Source organism: Anaerocolumna sp. AGMB13020, from assembly GCF_033100115.1.
In the GTDB taxonomy this organism is placed as follows: Bacteria; Bacillota; Clostridia; order Lachnospirales; family Lachnospiraceae; genus Anaerocolumna.
In genome coordinates, this window is sequence record NZ_CP136910.1 from 5,427,308 (window position 1) to 5,444,626 (window position 17,319).

Annotated in this window: 19 protein-coding genes; all 19 read left to right on the forward strand. The window is 37.0% G+C overall.

The annotated features are described in order from the left end of the window. The first annotated feature begins 583 nt into the window (after positions 1-583). The 19 genes from R2R35_RS22850 to R2R35_RS22940 all read left to right on the forward strand — a co-directional run bounded on the left by R2R35_RS22850 (position 584) and on the right by R2R35_RS22940 (position 17,127). Positions 584-1,063 (forward strand): hypothetical protein, encoded by a 480-nt coding sequence (locus R2R35_RS22850; RefSeq protein WP_317732157.1) that lies wholly within the window; start codon positions 584-586, stop codon positions 1,061-1,063. Positions 1,064-1,124: 61 nt separating this feature from the next. Further along, positions 1,125-1,733, forward strand: coding sequence for a hypothetical protein (locus R2R35_RS22855; protein ID WP_317732158.1), 609 nt, complete (start codon positions 1,125-1,127; stop codon positions 1,731-1,733). 44 nt (positions 1,734-1,777) lie between these two features. Continuing rightward, entirely contained in the window at positions 1,778-2,251 is a 474-nt protein-coding gene (locus R2R35_RS22860; protein WP_317732159.1) for a hypothetical protein, read from the forward strand. Positions 2,252-2,448: 197 nt separating this feature from the next. Then, a complete protein-coding gene (locus R2R35_RS22865) occupies positions 2,449-3,066 on the forward strand; it encodes a hypothetical protein (protein ID WP_317732160.1) in 618 nt (205 codons plus the stop codon). Between the two features lie 4 nt (positions 3,067-3,070). Next, positions 3,071-3,304: an Imm74 family immunity protein gene (locus R2R35_RS22870; protein ID WP_317732161.1), complete on the forward strand. Its 234-nt coding sequence runs from the start codon at positions 3,071-3,073 to the stop codon at positions 3,302-3,304. A gap of 92 nt (positions 3,305-3,396) precedes the next feature. Further along, positions 3,397-4,098 carry a TNT domain-containing protein gene (locus R2R35_RS22875; protein ID WP_317732162.1) on the forward strand — a complete coding sequence of 234 codons (702 nt, stop codon included), beginning with the start codon at positions 3,397-3,399 and terminating at the stop codon, positions 4,096-4,098. Between the two features lie 9 nt (positions 4,099-4,107). Beyond that, a complete protein-coding gene (locus R2R35_RS22880; RefSeq protein ID WP_317732163.1) occupies positions 4,108-4,353 on the forward strand; it encodes a hypothetical protein in 246 nt (81 codons plus the stop codon). A gap of 314 nt (positions 4,354-4,667) precedes the next feature. Beyond that, on the forward strand, positions 4,668-4,883 hold the full coding sequence (locus R2R35_RS22885) for a hypothetical protein (RefSeq protein WP_317732164.1): 216 nt from the start codon (positions 4,668-4,670) through the stop codon (positions 4,881-4,883). A 477-nt stretch (positions 4,884-5,360) separates the two neighbouring features. Next, positions 5,361-6,638, forward strand: coding sequence for an ATP phosphoribosyltransferase regulatory subunit (hisZ, locus tag R2R35_RS22890; protein WP_317732165.1), 1,278 nt, complete (start codon positions 5,361-5,363; stop codon positions 6,636-6,638). 225 nt (positions 6,639-6,863) lie between these two features. After that, positions 6,864-7,511: an ATP phosphoribosyltransferase gene (gene hisG / locus R2R35_RS22895; RefSeq protein WP_317734848.1), complete on the forward strand. Its 648-nt coding sequence runs from the start codon at positions 6,864-6,866 to the stop codon at positions 7,509-7,511. Between the two features lie 17 nt (positions 7,512-7,528). Then, on the forward strand, positions 7,529-8,830 hold the full coding sequence (gene hisD, locus R2R35_RS22900; RefSeq protein ID WP_317732166.1) for a histidinol dehydrogenase: 1,302 nt from the start codon (positions 7,529-7,531) through the stop codon (positions 8,828-8,830). Between the two features lie 124 nt (positions 8,831-8,954). Further along, positions 8,955-9,545 (forward strand): imidazoleglycerol-phosphate dehydratase HisB, encoded by a 591-nt coding sequence (gene hisB, locus R2R35_RS22905; protein WP_317732167.1) that lies wholly within the window; start codon positions 8,955-8,957, stop codon positions 9,543-9,545. Positions 9,546-9,741: 196 nt separating this feature from the next. Further along, the gene (gene hisIE / locus R2R35_RS22910; protein ID WP_317732168.1) at positions 9,742-11,046 is read left to right on the forward strand and encodes a bifunctional phosphoribosyl-AMP cyclohydrolase/phosphoribosyl-ATP diphosphatase HisIE; all 1,305 of its coding nucleotides are present in this window, start codon (positions 9,742-9,744) and stop codon (positions 11,044-11,046) included. A gap of 276 nt (positions 11,047-11,322) precedes the next feature. Continuing rightward, complete coding sequence (locus R2R35_RS22915) at positions 11,323-11,628, forward strand: hypothetical protein (protein WP_317732169.1); 306 nt, start codon at positions 11,323-11,325, stop codon at positions 11,626-11,628. 178 nt (positions 11,629-11,806) lie between these two features. Beyond that, positions 11,807-13,069: a hypothetical protein gene (locus R2R35_RS22920; protein ID WP_317732170.1), complete on the forward strand. Its 1,263-nt coding sequence runs from the start codon at positions 11,807-11,809 to the stop codon at positions 13,067-13,069. Between the two features lie 5 nt (positions 13,070-13,074). Next, positions 13,075-15,018 carry a hypothetical protein gene (locus R2R35_RS22925; protein ID WP_317732171.1) on the forward strand — a complete coding sequence of 648 codons (1,944 nt, stop codon included), beginning with the start codon at positions 13,075-13,077 and terminating at the stop codon, positions 15,016-15,018. A gap of 12 nt (positions 15,019-15,030) precedes the next feature. Beyond that, positions 15,031-15,492 carry a hypothetical protein gene (locus R2R35_RS22930; RefSeq protein WP_317732172.1) on the forward strand — a complete coding sequence of 154 codons (462 nt, stop codon included), beginning with the start codon at positions 15,031-15,033 and terminating at the stop codon, positions 15,490-15,492. Continuing rightward, positions 15,479-16,357: a carbohydrate ABC transporter permease gene (locus R2R35_RS22935; RefSeq protein ID WP_317732173.1), complete on the forward strand. Its 879-nt coding sequence runs from the start codon at positions 15,479-15,481 to the stop codon at positions 16,355-16,357. Before R2R35_RS22930 ends, R2R35_RS22935 begins: the two co-directional genes overlap by 14 nt. Continuing rightward, positions 16,354-17,127 carry a carbohydrate ABC transporter permease gene (locus R2R35_RS22940; protein ID WP_317732174.1) on the forward strand — a complete coding sequence of 258 codons (774 nt, stop codon included), beginning with the start codon at positions 16,354-16,356 and terminating at the stop codon, positions 17,125-17,127. The genes R2R35_RS22935 and R2R35_RS22940 overlap by 4 nt, the downstream gene beginning before the upstream one ends. Positions 17,128-17,319: the final 192 nt, after the last annotated feature.

Consider the following 17,319-nt stretch of genomic DNA (forward strand, 5'->3'; position numbering starts at 1 on the left):
AGCGATTTCCTTTTGTTCATCTGATTCGTAGTTACCGGAACCTCTAACGGGAATGTCACCATCATGGTCACGGAACTGAGCCTCCCATTTGGCTAAGGTACTTATACCAATTCCGAGATTCTTGGCACATTCAACCTGTGTAAGATCAGGATGTTCCTTGCGATAGTTGATAGAATCTAACTGAACTGCTTAGTGTGTTGTTTTGATTTTCTTGGCATAATGAGTTCCTCCTCTTGTTATTATACATTATTTCAAGGAATTGTCTCATTTTGTTTTGTACTAATTAGATGCTAACATCAGTTGGAAAACCAGATACATCGTATGGAAAGATCACATATATATTAGACGATACTGATAGCATTAAGATACCATCGGATATCCCTACACCAAATAATGCACCTTATACTGGGCGAGGTTTTACCGGTAGTAAAAATAATATATTACCAGAACTTACACAGAATCAGAGAACTTTTGGAGATGGTGATATTTTAGGAATATATGATAGTAGCACTGGTACACTAACGCAACAGTTTGTTTATGATTCTGATTTAGGCTGGCTATTAAAATGATTTGGAGGAAAAATATGAGTAATATATATTGCGACTATAAAAACAATAGGTATAAAGCAAAGTTACGTAACGAAAATATTTTGATTACTGCCAAAGAAAAGCAAGATGGATTTAGAAATTATGTTGATGTATTGGGAAATGAACATGCTAATTTGTTCATGAAAGAAGTAAATTTGGATGAGGTTGATTTTCTATATGAAGAATGCATATCAATAAATTATAAAGGTAATTTCTTTCAGTTATTTGCAGGGGAAATAAACAAAAGTTTTATACTAAACAATTTGTTTGTGATTTGGACTTCTTCAGAAGAAATTGCTCAACAATTTGGATTTGAAAAAAAAGAGCAATTAGTATTTACAAAAAATATTACTAGAGAAGAAATTGAATCAGTTAAGATTGAAAAAAAGCCAATTGCTATTTTTAAGGGGGAGCCAAAAAAAGAAGTGATTTTGGAACATGATTATTTGGAAAAATGGTTTGCTACTTTAGCTTAGTTATGGCTATACTTTAGTACATAACTCAGGGTCAACTGTAATCGTTTGTGATAAGGCAGGAGTGCCTTCAACGGTTACGGTTGCTTTGGCGATTCTGTTAGGGTCCACAACGGGAATGATTGCGGATAAAGCATTGCTTAAGAATGGAATTAAGGTTACAGGGCTAGATGAGGTTGATAATGCAATTAAGGGTGGCTTAAAATCTGGATTAACGCAGTCTCAAATTGATGATATTGTAAATATTCCAAAGGGTAGTAGACCAGAACCATCAACATATTTGAGCCAAAATTATATTGATACTCATTTAGCACAATTCTATGATGGAGTATCTGTTATTCAAACAGATTGGGCATATAGTCGATACTCTGAAACTAATGGATTTGTGGGAGTTCCAGATGATAATACATTATTTGTTATGCCAAAGAATTATTGTGATGATGTGATTTCAAGAGCTAATGGAAATATTTCTATAATAGAAAAAGAATTAGGATTTCCAGATGGGTATTTCAGTGATGGCGGAGGTCTTATAAGAATTGATGCAGATAATGTTTCTGGGTTAAATATTCGCATTCCTAGTGGAAATGAAACAGGTGCTAACAAATTGTGGATACCTGGGGGAATACATCTGGTGGAGTACCAGAAGCAATTACAGATACTATACCACTTATAGATAAGACAGTTACAAGAATAGAAGTTAAATAAAGGAGAATAAGAATGGATTATAATTTGCTAATACATAGTGCGATAGAAAAGAATGAAGTGATAAAATTAATTCGTGGAGAACAAGAATATGAAATTGTAGTTTCAGAGTTTACATCAGATATTTTTCCAACAGATATAAATTCAGTACTTATGAATTGTTTTTATAAGCAAAAAGAATATATTGATAATATAGAAATAATATTTAAGAATACTTTGGACAAATTACTTAGTGGTAATGCCAGTGATGTTTATATTGCAATATTGTATTTTGATGCGTGTATTTATCAGGAAGAAAGAGGCAAAGCAACTTTTTGGATAAATAAAGAAGAAGTTGGGGAAAAAATTAAAAAGTCAATTAGTGTAAATCAGAAGGAACTAGAAAATAGCATTGAGTTTTGTAATGGAATGAAAAAAAATAATCCATGGAAAAATATTGAAAATTTTAATCAATATTATCAAAAAAAATATAAGATTAGTATAATATAAATTATGGATATATGGATATACTTTAGGACTTACAACTACCTAGATCCCTGTCTTTCGTCTCTTAATTCGGTATCATGGCTCTCACAAAATAATATAACATGATAGGAATTAAGAGACTTTAGCGAAAAAATCACTGGGTATACTAAACCCTTATAACAGGAGATTATCTGACGGGTGATGAACAAGCTTTTAAGGTAGTGTCAGGGGTAGTAAGCCTGGCGACCTTAGGATATGGCGCTACGATCGCAAAAGGCGGTGGGGATTTAGCCAAGATGTTTGCCGCAGATATCCTGGCGGAAGTGGTGTCAGGGTCAACTGTAATCGTTTGTGATAAGGCAGGAGTGCCTTCTACGGTTACGGTTGCTTTGGCGATTTTGTTAGGATCCACGACGGGAATGATTGCGGATAAAGCATTGCTTAAAAATACACCGTTGCTGAAGAACGGAATTGAGATTGATGATACTGCATTCTTTTGGTCAGGTAGAACAGAAGGAGTGGGTGGCTCTGAAGTTGCGGCAAATATTGCAAAAGAAAAAGGTGGAGTAACATTAGAGTCAACAATTGAAGCAAAAAATATTTCTATGCCAGAATGGGATTTTAGTAATCCAAGTACCACGGAAGCGTGGGATTTGGCTTCTGGTGCATATGCAGAACAGGTATCTGGTGAAATAAGAGCAGTAATTGGATCACAGTTAAGAGAAGGTAATATATGGGAAAATGTTGAATTGCCAAGACTCATAAATAATCCGAATATTACAAAAATAACAACTATTGACCCTAAAACTGGAATAGAAACAATTATTTTTGAGAGGTAAATAGATGAAGATAACAGGAAGTATGAATTATATTAAATTTGATTTAGAAAATGGATATGTAATGAAAGCAGAGGGAGAAATGCTAGTAGGTAAAAAATTTGTGGTATATAGAGATACAATGAAAGTTTGGGAAGCTCCACATGAGAAAGAAGAAGTTTTGGATACTCAAATAGAAAATATTATTCAGGAAGTAAAGAGAAATACTAATGAAAATACGGTTCAAATAATATTTAATTAAAATTTATTATGGTTATACTTTAGGACTTCCAACTTAAACCCCAGTCTCTTAATTCAATATCATGGCTCGTACGAAGTGACGCAATCCATGATATGCGAAAAAATTTGTTGCGAAAGGTGCGTTTTATTACGAAATATAGTTATAAGACTATTCCAGAATTACTGAAAGAAACAACATGTAACAATGATGAATTGTATAAATATTTGTCAAAGAATGTTGGTACAGAAGCAGCAGATAATTTTGTGAAGAATGGGAAATGGCCAGATGGTATACAAATACCTAAGAACCCTTCAGTATTAAAAGCAGATGGGGCAATTAATTGGTCAGCAGCTGCAAAAGGTGGATACAAATTAGATTCAGACGGTAATGCAATAAAAACCGTATTAACTGATGCACATAAAGTGAATGAATATTTACCTCAGGGAAAAATACTTGATAGATATGGTGACTCGAGTGGTCGTTATGTATCGCCAGTTAATAATGGAGTGCCTTATTCTTATGAGCAACGTTCTTTACCATATATTGAAGATGCTTCAAATTATCATCAATATGAAGTAAAAGGGGATTTTTCAAGGCTGAAAGATTATATTAATAATTGTTCAGATACAACTTTGAAAAATGAAATAATGGATGATATTGATTACTACTATAATGGAGATTTTAGTAAAGTAGTAGTAAATGTGGGAGAAATAGCAAAAGTTGACGGATGGGGAATCGGTGAAGGCATTCAATATGAGTTTCCAATCAAAGTTGAGTATTTAGTGAAACTAGGATTACTTAAAGAAATAAAATAGGAGAACAATATGAATCAACATGAAATAAAAAAAATAATCGAAGAAGAAAAATTAACAAGAATTAACTGGTTTAATGAAAGTCAATTAAGTGAAAATCAAGTTGGTATCAAGAAGGATAGTGATAGGTGGACTGTATATATCACAGATGAAAGAGCAAATGTTGTAGATGGTTCAATAATACAATTGGAAAAGGAAGAGGAGGCATATGATATGCTGTTGAGGAAAGGAAGATTTGCTAAAAGAAAATTTGGATAAATTACATATTACAATTACTGGTATGCGAATATAAAATCCTTGATTAGAATTACAATTTAATATTAGGTGAATGTAGTTATGCTCTTATAAACAACTTAGTTTTGTGAAAGGCGCGGTTTGCATTATGCAATTATAAAGTGGAGAATTCAAGATTGTTATTAAAGGTGTATAATTGAGTTTTTAGGTGTAGTTTCAATACTCTCATATAAACGTACTTTTTGTAACAATAAAATTTATTGCGAAAGGTACGTTTTATTAATTCAGACAGCTGCTGCTGAAGTTATTTCAGATTAACAGTAAGGAGGGAGCATATAATGGCTGCTAACATTAAGATTTCTTTTGAGATGATGCAGGAGTTTGACAAGCTTCTGTTAATGATCTCTGAATTGGAGGAGGCTATGCTGCAAATAGTAAATTCCGCAAATCTGCTTGACGAAGAGGTTACAGTAGAGTTTGCATATGAAGGAAAAGCAAAAGATGAAATGCAGAATTTTTATAAAGGCTGTTTCAATCACCCAAACGCTTATTAATCTGTATGGTAAAGCGTATCAGTTTGCAGTAAATGCAATCATAGACATGATAGAACAGGATATGATACTGGCAAGAGCATTGCAGCGGGGGGATGCGAAATGGTAAGACAGCTGGGAAGAGAAATAATTGACAAATACACTTGGCTGGAGAGAGCGAATATTACCATGGGTTATTCCGCTAACCTCCTCTTTGATTTCTAAATGTAATTTGAAGGATAAGAAACTCCTTGAACCAGAGAAGAGGCAATTTTTTGTTGACAGTTAGCAGGTATTGTATTATAATTGCCTCACATCTATCTGCTAATGAATTATCACGTTACCATAATAAAGTATTTGGAAAATTATAATAAAATACAGTGATTTGTTTATATTAAAGAGTAGAATTTTGGTTGATAAGAGTTTTATAAATTGGTAGAATTTATTCACAAAGTTATTAATGATGGATGTAAAATTTGAGTAGAAAGAACAGGTATGTCAATGAAAGAGAAGTTATTGCATACACCGGAAGGTGTCAGGGATATTTATAACCATGAATGTGAAAGAAAGCTGATTTTACAGGATAAGCTGCATCACGTTATGGGGCTGCACGGCTTTCGTGATATTCAGACACCTACCTTTGAGTTTTTTGATATTTTCAGTCAGGAACGAGGGACTGTACCTCCAAAGGATATGTATAAATTTGTAGACAGAGACGGAAATACGCTGGTCTTAAGACCGGATATTACTCCTTCCATAGCCAGGTGTGCTGCTAAATATTACAAAGATGAGTCCCTTCCCATTCGTTTATGCTATATGGGAAGTGTTTTTATAAATAACACAAGTTATCAAGGAAAACTAAAAGAATTTACACAGCTGGGAGCAGAGCTGATTAACGACCCGTCTGTCAATGCAGATGCGGAAATGCTGGCCCTCACTATTGAGTGTTTATTGGAGACCGGGCTTAAGGAGTTTCAGGTTGAAATCGGTGAAGCAGGCTTTTTCTATGGGCTGACGGAGGAAGCAGGTTTCAGTGAAGAGGAGGAAGCAGTACTTCGAAGTCTTATCGAAGAAAAAAATATGTTTGGTGTCGAGGAGCTTCTTTCAGGAAAAGTAATCAGCAAGGAACTTAAGAAAGCTTTCCTTACATTACCGGAGCTGTTTGGTTCTCTGGACAGACTTTCTGAAGCGAAAACACTGACAAAAAATGAAAAGGCTCTGAAAGCGATTCAAAGATTGGAAGAATTATATGATATTCTTACAATCTATGGATTGGAGAAATATATTACCTTTGACCTTGGTATGTTAAGCCAGTACAATTATTATACCGGAATCATATTCAGGGCATATACCTATGGTACCGGTGACATTATTGCCAGCGGCGGCCGTTATGACAATCTGGTAGGACAGTTTGGAAAGGATGCTTCGGCAATCGGTATTGCCATTCTGGTGGATCAGTTAATGACAGCATTAATGAGGCAGAAAATTACCATAAGGACGAAAACTGAAAACACACTTATCTTGTATCAAAAGGAATTTATGAAGACTGCAATATTACTAGCCAATCAGTTTCGCAGCCAGGATATGAATATTGAACTGCTTCAGGTTGAGAAAGAGCATACTCTTTCTGCATATGTAGATTATTGCAGACGTAGCAGTATTGGCGGTATTTTATTTTTTGATAAGGAAAATAAGGTTGAAGTTATAAATTGTCTTACCGGAGAAAGAAATACTGCTAATCTCAAGGAGTTTTTAAACAGTGAAAATATATCGCTGTAAAATGAATTTCAACATGCCTCTATTAATCGATACGGGTTTAACAGATGTTGTATTACTAAGCGGTGCTACCAAAAAAACAAGTAAAATTTGTATTTACAGAAATATAAAATAGCTAGCGATGATTTGATTGTGATAATAGAAAGGATGCTGCAAGGAAAGGATGTCTTTCTGCGGATATTGAAAAGAACATAATGTCTATCTGTCCGGGATGCAGTACGTGAAATGATGAGATACTTAACATTTGCTTTGGCCAAAGGAAGACTGGCGAAAAAGACAATGGCAATCTTGGAACAGGTTGGGTATACCTGTGAGGAAATGAAAGAGCCGGATTCCAGAAAGCTGATTTTTGTAAACGAAGAACAGAAAATAAAAATATTTCTGGCAAAAGCCAATGATGTACCAACCTATGTGGAATATGGTGCAGCTGATATCGGTGTTGTAGGAAAAGATACCATACTGGAGGAAGGACGAAAGCTGTATGAAGTCATTGACCTTGGAATTGGTAAATGCCGGATGTGTGTGGCAGGCCCGGCTTCAGCAAGAGAACTGCTGCAGCATGGGGAATTGATTCGTGTCGCAACGAAATACCCAGGCATCGCCAAAGATTACTTTTATAACAAAAAACATCAGACCGTTGAAATTATCAAATTAAACGGTTCCATTGAACTGGCACCCATTGTTGGATTATCGGAAGTAATCGTAGATATAGTAGAAACCGGATCAACTTTAAAGGAAAATGGCTTGGAAGTACTGGAGGAAATCTGCACACTCTCAGCCCGAATGGTAGTTAATCAGGTCAGTATGAAAATGGAACAGGAAAGAATCAATAAACTGATTACGGATTTAAGGGAAGTGCTGGCTAGTCAAAAATAAAAAACGAGGTGGAAAGTATGAGAATAGCCAAATTAAACAAAGATATAAAAGAAGATATTCTTAACAACCTGCTGAAAAGAAGCCCTAATCAGTATGAAACCTATGAAAAGGCAGTTGCTGAGATTATAGAAGCAGTAAAAGCACAGGGAGATAAAGCAGTATTTGATTATACCAAACGCTTTGATAAAGCGGATCTGGATACAGCGGGTATCCGTGTTTCAGAGAAAGAAATAGAGGAGGCTTATAGCCTGGTAGACCCTGAGATCATTCGGGTTATCAAAAGATCAGCTGAGAATATCAGGGCCTATCACAATAAGCAGAAACAATACAGCTGGTTTGACAGTGAACCCAATGGTATTATCTTAGGGCAGAAGGTAACACCTCTTGCATCCGTAGGAGTATATGTTCCGGGAGGAAAAGCAGCCTATCCCTCCTCGGTATTAATGAATGTGATACCGGCAAAGGTAGCTGGGGTCGAGAAAATAGTCATGACAACTCCTCCGGATAAAAACGGAAAAATATATGCAGGTACGCTGGTAGCTGCAAAAGAAGCCGGGGTCACGGAAATCTATAAAGTAGGGGGAGCGCAGGCTATTGCAGCCCTTGCACACGGAACAGAATCGATCCCTAAGGTTGATAAAATCGTTGGACCTGGAAATATTTATGTTGCATTGGCCAAGAAAGCAGTTTACGGTCATGTAAGCATTGACTCCATTGCCGGACCAAGTGAAATCCTCGTTCTTGCCGATGAAACGGCGAACCCCAGATATGTGGCTGCTGACTTACTATCTCAGGCAGAGCATGATGAGCTGGCAAGTGCCATTCTGATTACCACCAGCGAAGAGCTTGCGAATAAAGTGGCAGAAGAAGTAGATAAGTTTACCAAAGTCCTGTCAAGAAAAGAAATTATAGAGAAATCCCTTGATAATTATGGCTATATACTAATTGCAGAAGATCTTGATGAAGCAGTGGACACGGCAAATGAAATCGCTTCAGAACACCTGGAGATTCTTACAAAGGACCCGTTTACCCTGATGACTAAGATTAAGAATGCGGGAGCCATCTTCCTGGGAGAATACAGCAGTGAGCCCCTTGGGGATTATTTTGCAGGACCTAATCATGTACTGCCGACCAACGGAACAGCGAAATTCTTTTCACCCTTAAGTGTGGATGACTATATTAAGAAATCCAGTATTATTTCCTATTCAAAAGAGGCCCTTCAACCGGTATACGAAGATATCGTACGTTTTGCCAATGCAGAGGGGCTTACGGCCCATGCTAATTCTATCGCAGTACGTTTTGAAAAGGAGAAAAAGTAGCCGAAGACTATCTAAAACATAAGTTTCAATGGCAGGAAAGCATTCTAAGGTTATATGAAAGTTATTTAAACAGAGAGGTGCAGGCAAGGATAAGCTGTAACAGGCAGCAGATTGAGAGGGTGTTATGGAGAGAACAGTAAATATCAGCAGAAAAACGAAAGAAACGGATATAAATCTTACATTAAGTCTCGATGGAAGCGGTAATTCAGAGATAAAGACCGGAATCGGTTTCTTTGACCATATGCTGGAGGGGTTCGCCAGACACGGTTTTTTTGACGTGAGACTAAGTACCATAGGTGACCTGTTTGTAGACGGACACCATACAGTGGAAGATACAGGAATAGTACTTGGGCAGGCAATCAGGCAGGCTCTGGGGGAAAAACAAGGGATTAAGCGATTTGGCAGCTGTATGCTTCCTATGGATGAAACATTGGTGCTTTGCGCTATTGATTTATCCGGCAGACCCTATCTGGTCTGTGAGTTGGGAGAATTGGCACCTGCAGCCGGAGAACTGGACACGGAACTTATTCAGGAATTTTTTTATGCCATTTCCTACAGTGCAGGAATGAATCTTCATATTAAAAAAATACATGGTGGCAATACACATCATATTATTGAAGCAGCTTTTAAAGCCTTTGCCAAAGCTCTTGATGAAGCTTCGGCTTATGATTCCAGAATTACCGGAGTATTGTCTACAAAGGGAATGGTGGAATAACCTCTTAACAGGCGATGTTGAATATGTGCCCTGTACTACTTCTCGCTCTGGCAGTGCTGTTGGCTGGGTATTGAAGTGTACAAGGTTAATGTGATTTATATAGATATGTGATTTATATAGATATTATGTGAATTATTATAGATCAAATACACATCTTGATTTGTATGTGTGCCCGAGCACACAGATGGGAGTTAGTATGTATAAGAAGATTGTACCTTGGCTGGTTTATGAAAAAGACAAAGCAGAGGATTTTATAGAAGCAGGAATTCAATATGAAGCTGCAGGAGCAGATGAACTTTATATTAGTGCCGAAACACAGGATCATAACCTTAGTGAGGAATTTTTAAAAGCAGTGTTGGAATTGACGAAGCAAATTGATATTCCCATTCTTATAAATATTTTCGCTGAGCGTTTTGAAGATGTTAAAAAAGCACTCTACACCGGGGCATATGCGGTAACCGTTAAATTAACCGATATTTATGAAGTTAATACCAGAGCAGGTGCTGAAGCCGGAAATAAAGCGATAAAAGAAGCTGTAGCCAGATTTGGTCGTGAAAAGCTGTATCTTGAAGTGGGAGACAAGGAAGATGCTCTGACGGTAAAAGCACTGGCATCTGAATTGGGTGTTGATAGGCTGTTGCTTGTAAAAACGGGTTCTGGTAATGACTTTAATGCGTTTAGTAAGCAATTCTTGGGGGGATATAAGAAACATTTCATAAAAAATGAGTCCTTCGCAGGAGTTGATAATACGGATTTGAATGCTTTTCTGTCAGAAGATAAAATTGAAGGCCTTGTATCAGTAAATTTTGGGTACAGGGATTTGCAGAGATACAAAAATGATTTGAAAAAAAGAGGTATTTCTGTTAATACTTATGAAAGCAATATATCCTTTGCTGATATGAAATTAAATAGTGAAGGACTGCTGCCGGTTGTTGTACAGGATTATAAGACAAAGGATGTACTGATGGTAGCCTATATGAATGAGGAAGCCTTTTCACTTACCGTATCAACAGGAAGAATGACTTATTACAGCAGAAGCCGTAAAAAGCTATGGATCAAAGGCGAGACTTCAGGCCATTTTCAATATATCAAAGTTCTGACATTGGATTGTGATAAAGATACCCTTTTGGCGAAAGTCAGACAGGTGGGTCCTGCCTGCCATACAGGAAGCCAGAGCTGTTTCTTTGAAGAAGTTATTACAAGACCTTACAATGACACAAATCCTTTGACGGTACTACAGGATGTATTTGGGATTATCCGAGATCGTAAGGAACACCCCAAAGAAGGTTCTTATACCAATTATCTTTTTACAAAAGGTATTGACAAAATACTAAAAAAATGCGGGGAAGAAGCGGCAGAAATAATTATTGCAGCCAAAAACCCTGATACCTCTGAACTCAAATATGAGATTTCAGACTTTTTATATCATATGATGGTTCTTATGGCTCAGTGCGGACTGAGCTGGGAAGAGGTTACTAAAGAACTTGTGCATCGAAAATAATATATACTTAAGATACTGCACTTTAGCTTATAAAATCAGCTAAAGTGCTTTTTAAATTATTCAAATGGCAATATATGACAAGTCTAAAGCAAGATGTGATTGGTAAATATAGTAATTATATAGTAATATAATTTTGAGACTAGCCTAGTAGTTAATTGCGGGAGTCTGGTTGAAGGGATCATATTATTGGATAAAGCATTCTTCTAGGGATGGTCTAAAATCGATAACTGTACAGTTAACATAAATCTATTATTTCAGAAAGGAGGAGTTTTAGATTTGAAGAAAAAGTTTATGGTAATTTTAGTGGCTGTGCTTTTAGTATTTTCGAATTTCAATATTAGTACAGTAAGTGCTGCCACTTGTTCCGCTCATTCGAATTATAAGGATCAGGTTTCTGGCATCAGTAATTGGAGCACTACTCATCAGGTTTTTACTGGATTGTATGTGGATGGTAAACCAATCTATTCCATATGCAATATAACCAATGTTGCCATCAGCCATTCTGTAAGATGCGGTGTTTGCAATACGGAAGTAGGAAACTATACGGAATACCAGTATTATCATTCATCCTGCGGCAAATAAAAATATTTAAGTATTGGATGTAGGGACGTCCTAAAATCTAATTGGTTTGTTATAGGCACCGGATACAGAGCTTCTCCGATTTTAGTATTCGGTGTATAACCAAATGAGCACATTTAAGGTTCATGTAAAACATTTATTCAACATTATTTAACAATAGGTTTATCTGGGGAAGGAAATTATGGGAAGGAAACAAACTATAAAACTACTGGGGATTTTAGTGGTGTGTCTTTTTATCTCAGCCTGTGAAAAAAACGTTACAGATAATTCACAAAATGTCAATAACAGAACCAATTCAACTGCTGAAACCTCAAAAGAGATTACCGGTGTGAGCAAGCCGATGGATGTTGGTGATAATGAAAAAAATATTGCATTTGTCAACGGTTTAAAAGATGAGAGCCTGAAAGTCAAGATTGAAGATAAGGATAACGGAGTTCTCAGTCTGAATGTCAAAGAAGAAAGCAATCTTGTGCTCATGTGCAAGGATTCCGTTAACGATATTATTTATTATGTGAATTATGGAAGAGATTATTTTATATATCGTATAAAAGAGGGTAAAGTTGAACCGGCGGTAAAAATGCCTGCGAAACGTCTTTTTTTTATGGGGGATAAAGTCTATTTCATGCTGGAAACCTATGACATTTACAATCTTATAGATATGCAGGAAGGAAATATATTCTGTTATGATCCGGGAACAGGCGATATTAAAAAAATATTTGACGGGTCAGCAGCTGTCATGTCTGTATATAAGGATGGTATTTATTATAAGGTAGAAAATAATGCAGAGATGTCTCTTTATTGTTATTCTTTCGCCGAGGGGAAAAGTAGAAAAATAGAGGAAGACTTTCTCTCTACGTTTAGATGGAGAGATTACTATATTGCCCATAAAGTGGAAGAAGTGAGTAAAGACGATGAATTGTATAAGACATATGGAACAGACAGGAAATTAAACCGGGCAGTCGCATTGGTGCTAAAGGAACTCGGACAAAACGAAATAGAGATATTATCTGAAGATCCCCTTATAAAGAATTATGCCATAGCAGATGATAAATTTTATTATATGTCGGATGCAAGAACCTTTATTATATATGACCTGATAACAAAAGAACAAAAAGAATATTCTTTATTAATGGAGTGTGACGGTGATTTTATTATTTTAGATGGTTATCTTTATTTAGATAGTCTGCTAAAATTAGATTTAAATACTGGAAAGCAAAGTGTAATATCACCCGTAAACGAAAATGAAAAAATATATGAGCTTTACACAGACGGAAAGCATCTGTTCGGTTTATGTGGACAAAGGGGAGGCATAGGAAACGGTGTTCTTCAATTGATAAAAATAGTAGAGGAGTCGGAGAAGGCTTTTGAAATTGAAAAAGAGAATGGGGCAAGCCTGGAGATGAACCGATTTCAGTTTCAAACTGTGCCTATGGGAAAGGAGTAAAACACATGAGGCAGTTTTGGGGAAAGGGCAGTTTAATTCTTCTAATTGCTCTGGTAATTGTTTCGGGGTGCAGCAGGAAAGAAGAGAAAGAAATGAAGCTTCCCATAAAAACAGATTTTCTAAGCTACTCCGAAGGAATGCCCAGTGCTTATACAGTAGATCAAAATGGACTGGTGTACACTGCCAGGGATACTTATAAGGAGAAAAACGAAGAATTTTCAGTAATCATTGAACGTTATGATCTGGAAGGAGATATTACAGCGTCATTTTCCCTGATCAATTCCCTCGGCAGCAGTGTAGAAGCCATGGCAGCAGTAGATAACAGCCTTTATCTGACGGCCCAGGAAAGCAGTACAGAAGGCAGTTTTTCTGTATTATATTCTTTGGATATGCTGACGGGGAAATTGGAAAAGTTGTGTGAACTACCTTTTCTGCAAGAAATTAAACAATTAATATATCTTGAACAGAGAGTTTATATTCTAAGCAATCGGTTGATCTACCTTTCTCTGTCAGATTTTAAGACCTATGAACTGGGAGTTGAACTTCCGGTCAGTATAGCTTTAAAAGAAGATAATTCTCTTATGATTCAGAACAGTACAAATAGCGGAGGTTATAGTCTGCTTAGCTATAATCCGAAAAAAGATTCATTGACAACTGTGGCAGAATATAAAACTGGAAAGTTTGTGAACTTTGCGGTGTGCGGTAAAGGGGAACAGATCATTTATGCCTATGATAAGAATCCAAGGGGACTGGTTCTGTCACCAGTAAATTCCCTTGAGGAGGAAGCGGAGCTTTATCCTGAGGCAGCAGTTTACAACAGCAATTTTGGAATTTATTATGTGAAAGGGCAGGTCTATTGTATTACAAAAAAACTAACTTTGGTCCGTTTTTCACTGGATGCATATCTACAAGGAGACCGGGTTCTTCGCTATATATCTGCCGGTTATCAGTCCGATGAGCCTTTTGGATGCGGTTACACCATGAAGCGTACAGAGCTAGAGGATGATAAATTTGCTTTGAAAGTACTGGCCCAGGACAAGGATTATGATCTGTGTCTGATGAATTCAGATAGTTACTTCAGTTATAACATTAGAGAAAATGGTATCTTCTATCCCCTCAATGAAGTTAAAGGAATCAATGAATATCTGAATGCTTGTTACCCCTATGTGAAGGAAGCTGCCACTGATGAAGACGGAAACATCTGGATGCTTCCTATTGGGGTGGATATTCCCGGATGGCTGGTTAATAAAAATAATCTTGAACAGGAAGATCTTGGATTAAAAAACAACATGACCTATGAGGAGTTTTACTGGGTCGTAAACAGTATGACAGGAGAACAGAAAAATAGGAGTTCTTATAATGCAATGGTAGTCTATATGAATTTCATTTCACAGAACTATCGCCAGTCAGCAGATCTGAACAGACCGGATTTTGCACGTACCATAAAACTGTTTCAGCAATATGATTCCACAATGCCGCAGACCATAAATGTCTTTGATATCAATGTACTTCAGGATAAAGTTTTATTTGCTTACATTAGACAGTCTGCCGACTATGAGAATTATTTACAGCAGTTTAAAAAGACGAAAGAACTGGCAGTATATAGTATGCCAAAGCAGCAAGCTGGGGATCCCAATACCGGCTCTTGTACTTTTCTTGCCGTAAATGCTGGCACCAGATATCCCAAGGAAGTACTATCTTATTTGGAAGAGCTGATAGCCTATATAAGTAGCAGAGAAACATCGCCTTTATATTTTAAAGGTCAGGAGAAGGAGACAAATGGACTTCGCAGTTCTCTTGAACAGCTGTATGAAAATGGTGAGATCGTATTTAATATTGATAGGGAGGTATATTCTGAGGGATTGTTCAAGACTATAGAACAAGGAGGCAGTCTAACAGATTATATATATGAAACTCAGAGAAAACTGGAGGTTTATTTTAAAGAATAAAGGGGTGAAATGATGAACAGCAGGAAAAAAATACTTGTAGTTACTGGAGTATTTTATCTTATAATGCTGGTTCTTACTCTAAGTGGAAGATCTGTGCATAATGCATTGCTACCTAAAGTTACCGTAACCAGCCTAGAATATGAAAAATTTCCTGTTTCTAATGATATTAAGAATGGGAAAAAACTGTCGGAGGAACAACAGAAGGGGAAGAAGAGCTTCGACCAGCCCCAGGAATTTGATTTGAAAATTGGAATACCTAAGAACATATATAAAAATAAGAAAGTCTATATTATAACCATAATGACTGTCAATGGAGAGGAGAGGACCCTGGCCAGAGAAGTACAGGAACTGATAACTGGGCGAGTTGGCGAGACCTGTTATGAAGTAGTGTCAGGGTTATCAGCCCTTGACCAGATTGTTGTGACAGGCCAGGAAGACTTGTTCGACGGAAGGGAAGTATATGTGGTGGAATAAGAAAAAGCAGAGAGATATTCTCCTGTCCCATGAACTTGGCAGATTGGACAAAGGGTTAGCGCCAGGCAGGAAAAAAAACAAAATCAGTTGGAATTTCCGCTGTATTCTGTGTCTGGTACCGAGTATATCTGGCAGCCTTTTATTTTTCTTTTGGCCTTACCTGCAGGTGCTTTATTATTCTGTAATAAGTGATCAGTTTCATAAACGACCGGTGGGGCTGAAGAATTATATAGATACTCTGGAAAATCCATATTTTCGGCTGGCCTTCTGGAACAGCTTGAAGTTGATAGGCTTTGGAGTGCCGGTCTTAATGTCTCTATCCATTGTTATAGCCATCCTGCTGGTATACCATTTGGAGAAAAAGAAAGTCGTAAGGGATGCCTTTATTTTTCCGATGCTGATTCCTACTGCAAGTATTGTATTGGTCTGGCAGGAGCTGTTTTCGTTCTCTGTTTCAGCATTGCCGGTCTACTTGCTTTTTGTATGGAAAAATATAGGAATCTGTGTTGTGTTGTTAACTGCCGCGCTGACTACGATTGAGAACAGTATATACGAAGCTGCCAGATTAGATGGTGCCGCAGGTGTGATGCTCTACCGTAAGATTACCATTCCTATAATAATGCCTGCTTTATTCTTTACTTCCCTGTTGGCTATTGTAAACACCTTTAAAATATTTAAAGAGAGTTACCTGTATTATGGGAATAAATATCCGCCAGACCATAGTTATACCCTGCAGTATTTTATGAACAACAACTTTCTGAAATTTGATTATCAGGCATTGGCGACCGGCTCTATACTAACTTCTCTGCTGGTGCTTGTTATTGTGGTAGCAGGATTGCAGCTGCAAAGGAGATTTCAATCATGAAGCACAGAGCAATTAATATCAGGAAAGGTATAATAATAGGTGCCTTATATCTCATCGCAGTACTCTTCATGCTGCCTGTTTTATTAACGGTTCTGAAATCTGTCCGTTATAAGGATGGATTTTCCTTACAGGGATACTACGAGCTATTTTTTAACTGCTTTCCCTTTTATCGCATGTTCTGGAATTCAGTATTCTACTCTGCACTTATTACAGCTGGAACACTCCTAATCAGCCTTCCTGCTGCATTTGCCTTTAAATTTGCACGATTCAGAGGTAAGAATTTGATTTTTGTTATTTATATACTTCTTATGATGATGCCACTACAAGTCATGATACTTCCTAATTATATCGGACTTCGTGATATAGGAATTTTGAATACCCCTATGGCTATTGTATTGCCTATGTGGTTTTCTCCTTTGGGTGTGGTTGTCCTTCACCAGTATATGAGGGAGATTGATTGTACTGTAATTGAAGCTGCCAGGTTAGAAACCAACTCCGTTCTGCGGGTAATAATTTTCTGTATCCTGCCACAAATCAAAACTTGTCTTGCTGCTGTGACCCTACTAGTGTTTACTGAAATGTGGAATATGGTCGAACAGCCATTACTCTATGTTAATGAAGACAAGTACAGGAATCTATCCGCTTTTATAGCACGTCCGGAGCTCTATGAGCCGGGGGTAATGCTACCGGCTTCTGTTGTGTTCCTGGTACCGTCATTTTTGTGCTACATGTTATTCCATGAAGAACTTAAGAAAGGTCTGAAGTATTAAGAACTTTATAAAAGCAGGAAAGAGAGTCGGAAGCAGTTTTCAGAAAATAGGAGTCTATTAATACTGTGTATATAAGCAATAGAATAAAATAGAGAGTATAAAAGAATTGGGAAATAATACTTGCTTTCTTGATGACATAGTGATATAATGTGAAATTGAGAGTGTAAAAGTTTTGGAAAGAGTGGACGAAAG

Excerpts from the sequence above, each read along its gene's own strand:
- R2R35_RS22850 (WP_317732157.1), top strand. The coding sequence starts at position 584 with ATGAGTAATATATATTGCGACTATAAAAACAATAGGTATAAAGCAAAG.
- R2R35_RS22860 (WP_317732159.1), top strand. The coding sequence starts at position 1,778 with ATGGATTATAATTTGCTAATACATAGTGCGATAGAAAAGAATGAAGTG.
- R2R35_RS22870 (WP_317732161.1), top strand. The coding sequence starts at position 3,071 with ATGAAGATAACAGGAAGTATGAATTATATTAAATTTGATTTAGAAAAT.
- R2R35_RS22875 (WP_317732162.1), top strand. The coding sequence starts at position 3,397 with ATGCGAAAAAATTTGTTGCGAAAGGTGCGTTTTATTACGAAATATAGT.
- R2R35_RS22880 (WP_317732163.1), top strand. The coding sequence starts at position 4,108 with ATGAATCAACATGAAATAAAAAAAATAATCGAAGAAGAAAAATTAACA.
- R2R35_RS22885 (WP_317732164.1), top strand. The coding sequence starts at position 4,668 with ATGGCTGCTAACATTAAGATTTCTTTTGAGATGATGCAGGAGTTTGAC.
- hisZ (WP_317732165.1), top strand. The coding sequence starts at position 5,361 with ATGAAAGAGAAGTTATTGCATACACCGGAAGGTGTCAGGGATATTTAT.
- hisG (WP_317734848.1), top strand. The coding sequence starts at position 6,864 with ATGAGATACTTAACATTTGCTTTGGCCAAAGGAAGACTGGCGAAAAAG.
- hisD (WP_317732166.1), top strand. The coding sequence starts at position 7,529 with ATGAGAATAGCCAAATTAAACAAAGATATAAAAGAAGATATTCTTAAC.
- hisB (WP_317732167.1), top strand. The coding sequence starts at position 8,955 with ATGGAGAGAACAGTAAATATCAGCAGAAAAACGAAAGAAACGGATATA.
- hisIE (WP_317732168.1), top strand. The coding sequence starts at position 9,742 with ATGTATAAGAAGATTGTACCTTGGCTGGTTTATGAAAAAGACAAAGCA.
- R2R35_RS22920 (WP_317732170.1), top strand. The coding sequence starts at position 11,807 with ATGGGAAGGAAACAAACTATAAAACTACTGGGGATTTTAGTGGTGTGT.
- R2R35_RS22925 (WP_317732171.1), top strand. The coding sequence starts at position 13,075 with ATGAGGCAGTTTTGGGGAAAGGGCAGTTTAATTCTTCTAATTGCTCTG.
- R2R35_RS22930 (WP_317732172.1), top strand. The coding sequence starts at position 15,031 with ATGAACAGCAGGAAAAAAATACTTGTAGTTACTGGAGTATTTTATCTT.
- R2R35_RS22935 (WP_317732173.1), top strand. The coding sequence starts at position 15,479 with ATGTGGTGGAATAAGAAAAAGCAGAGAGATATTCTCCTGTCCCATGAA.
- R2R35_RS22940 (WP_317732174.1), top strand. The coding sequence starts at position 16,354 with ATGAAGCACAGAGCAATTAATATCAGGAAAGGTATAATAATAGGTGCC.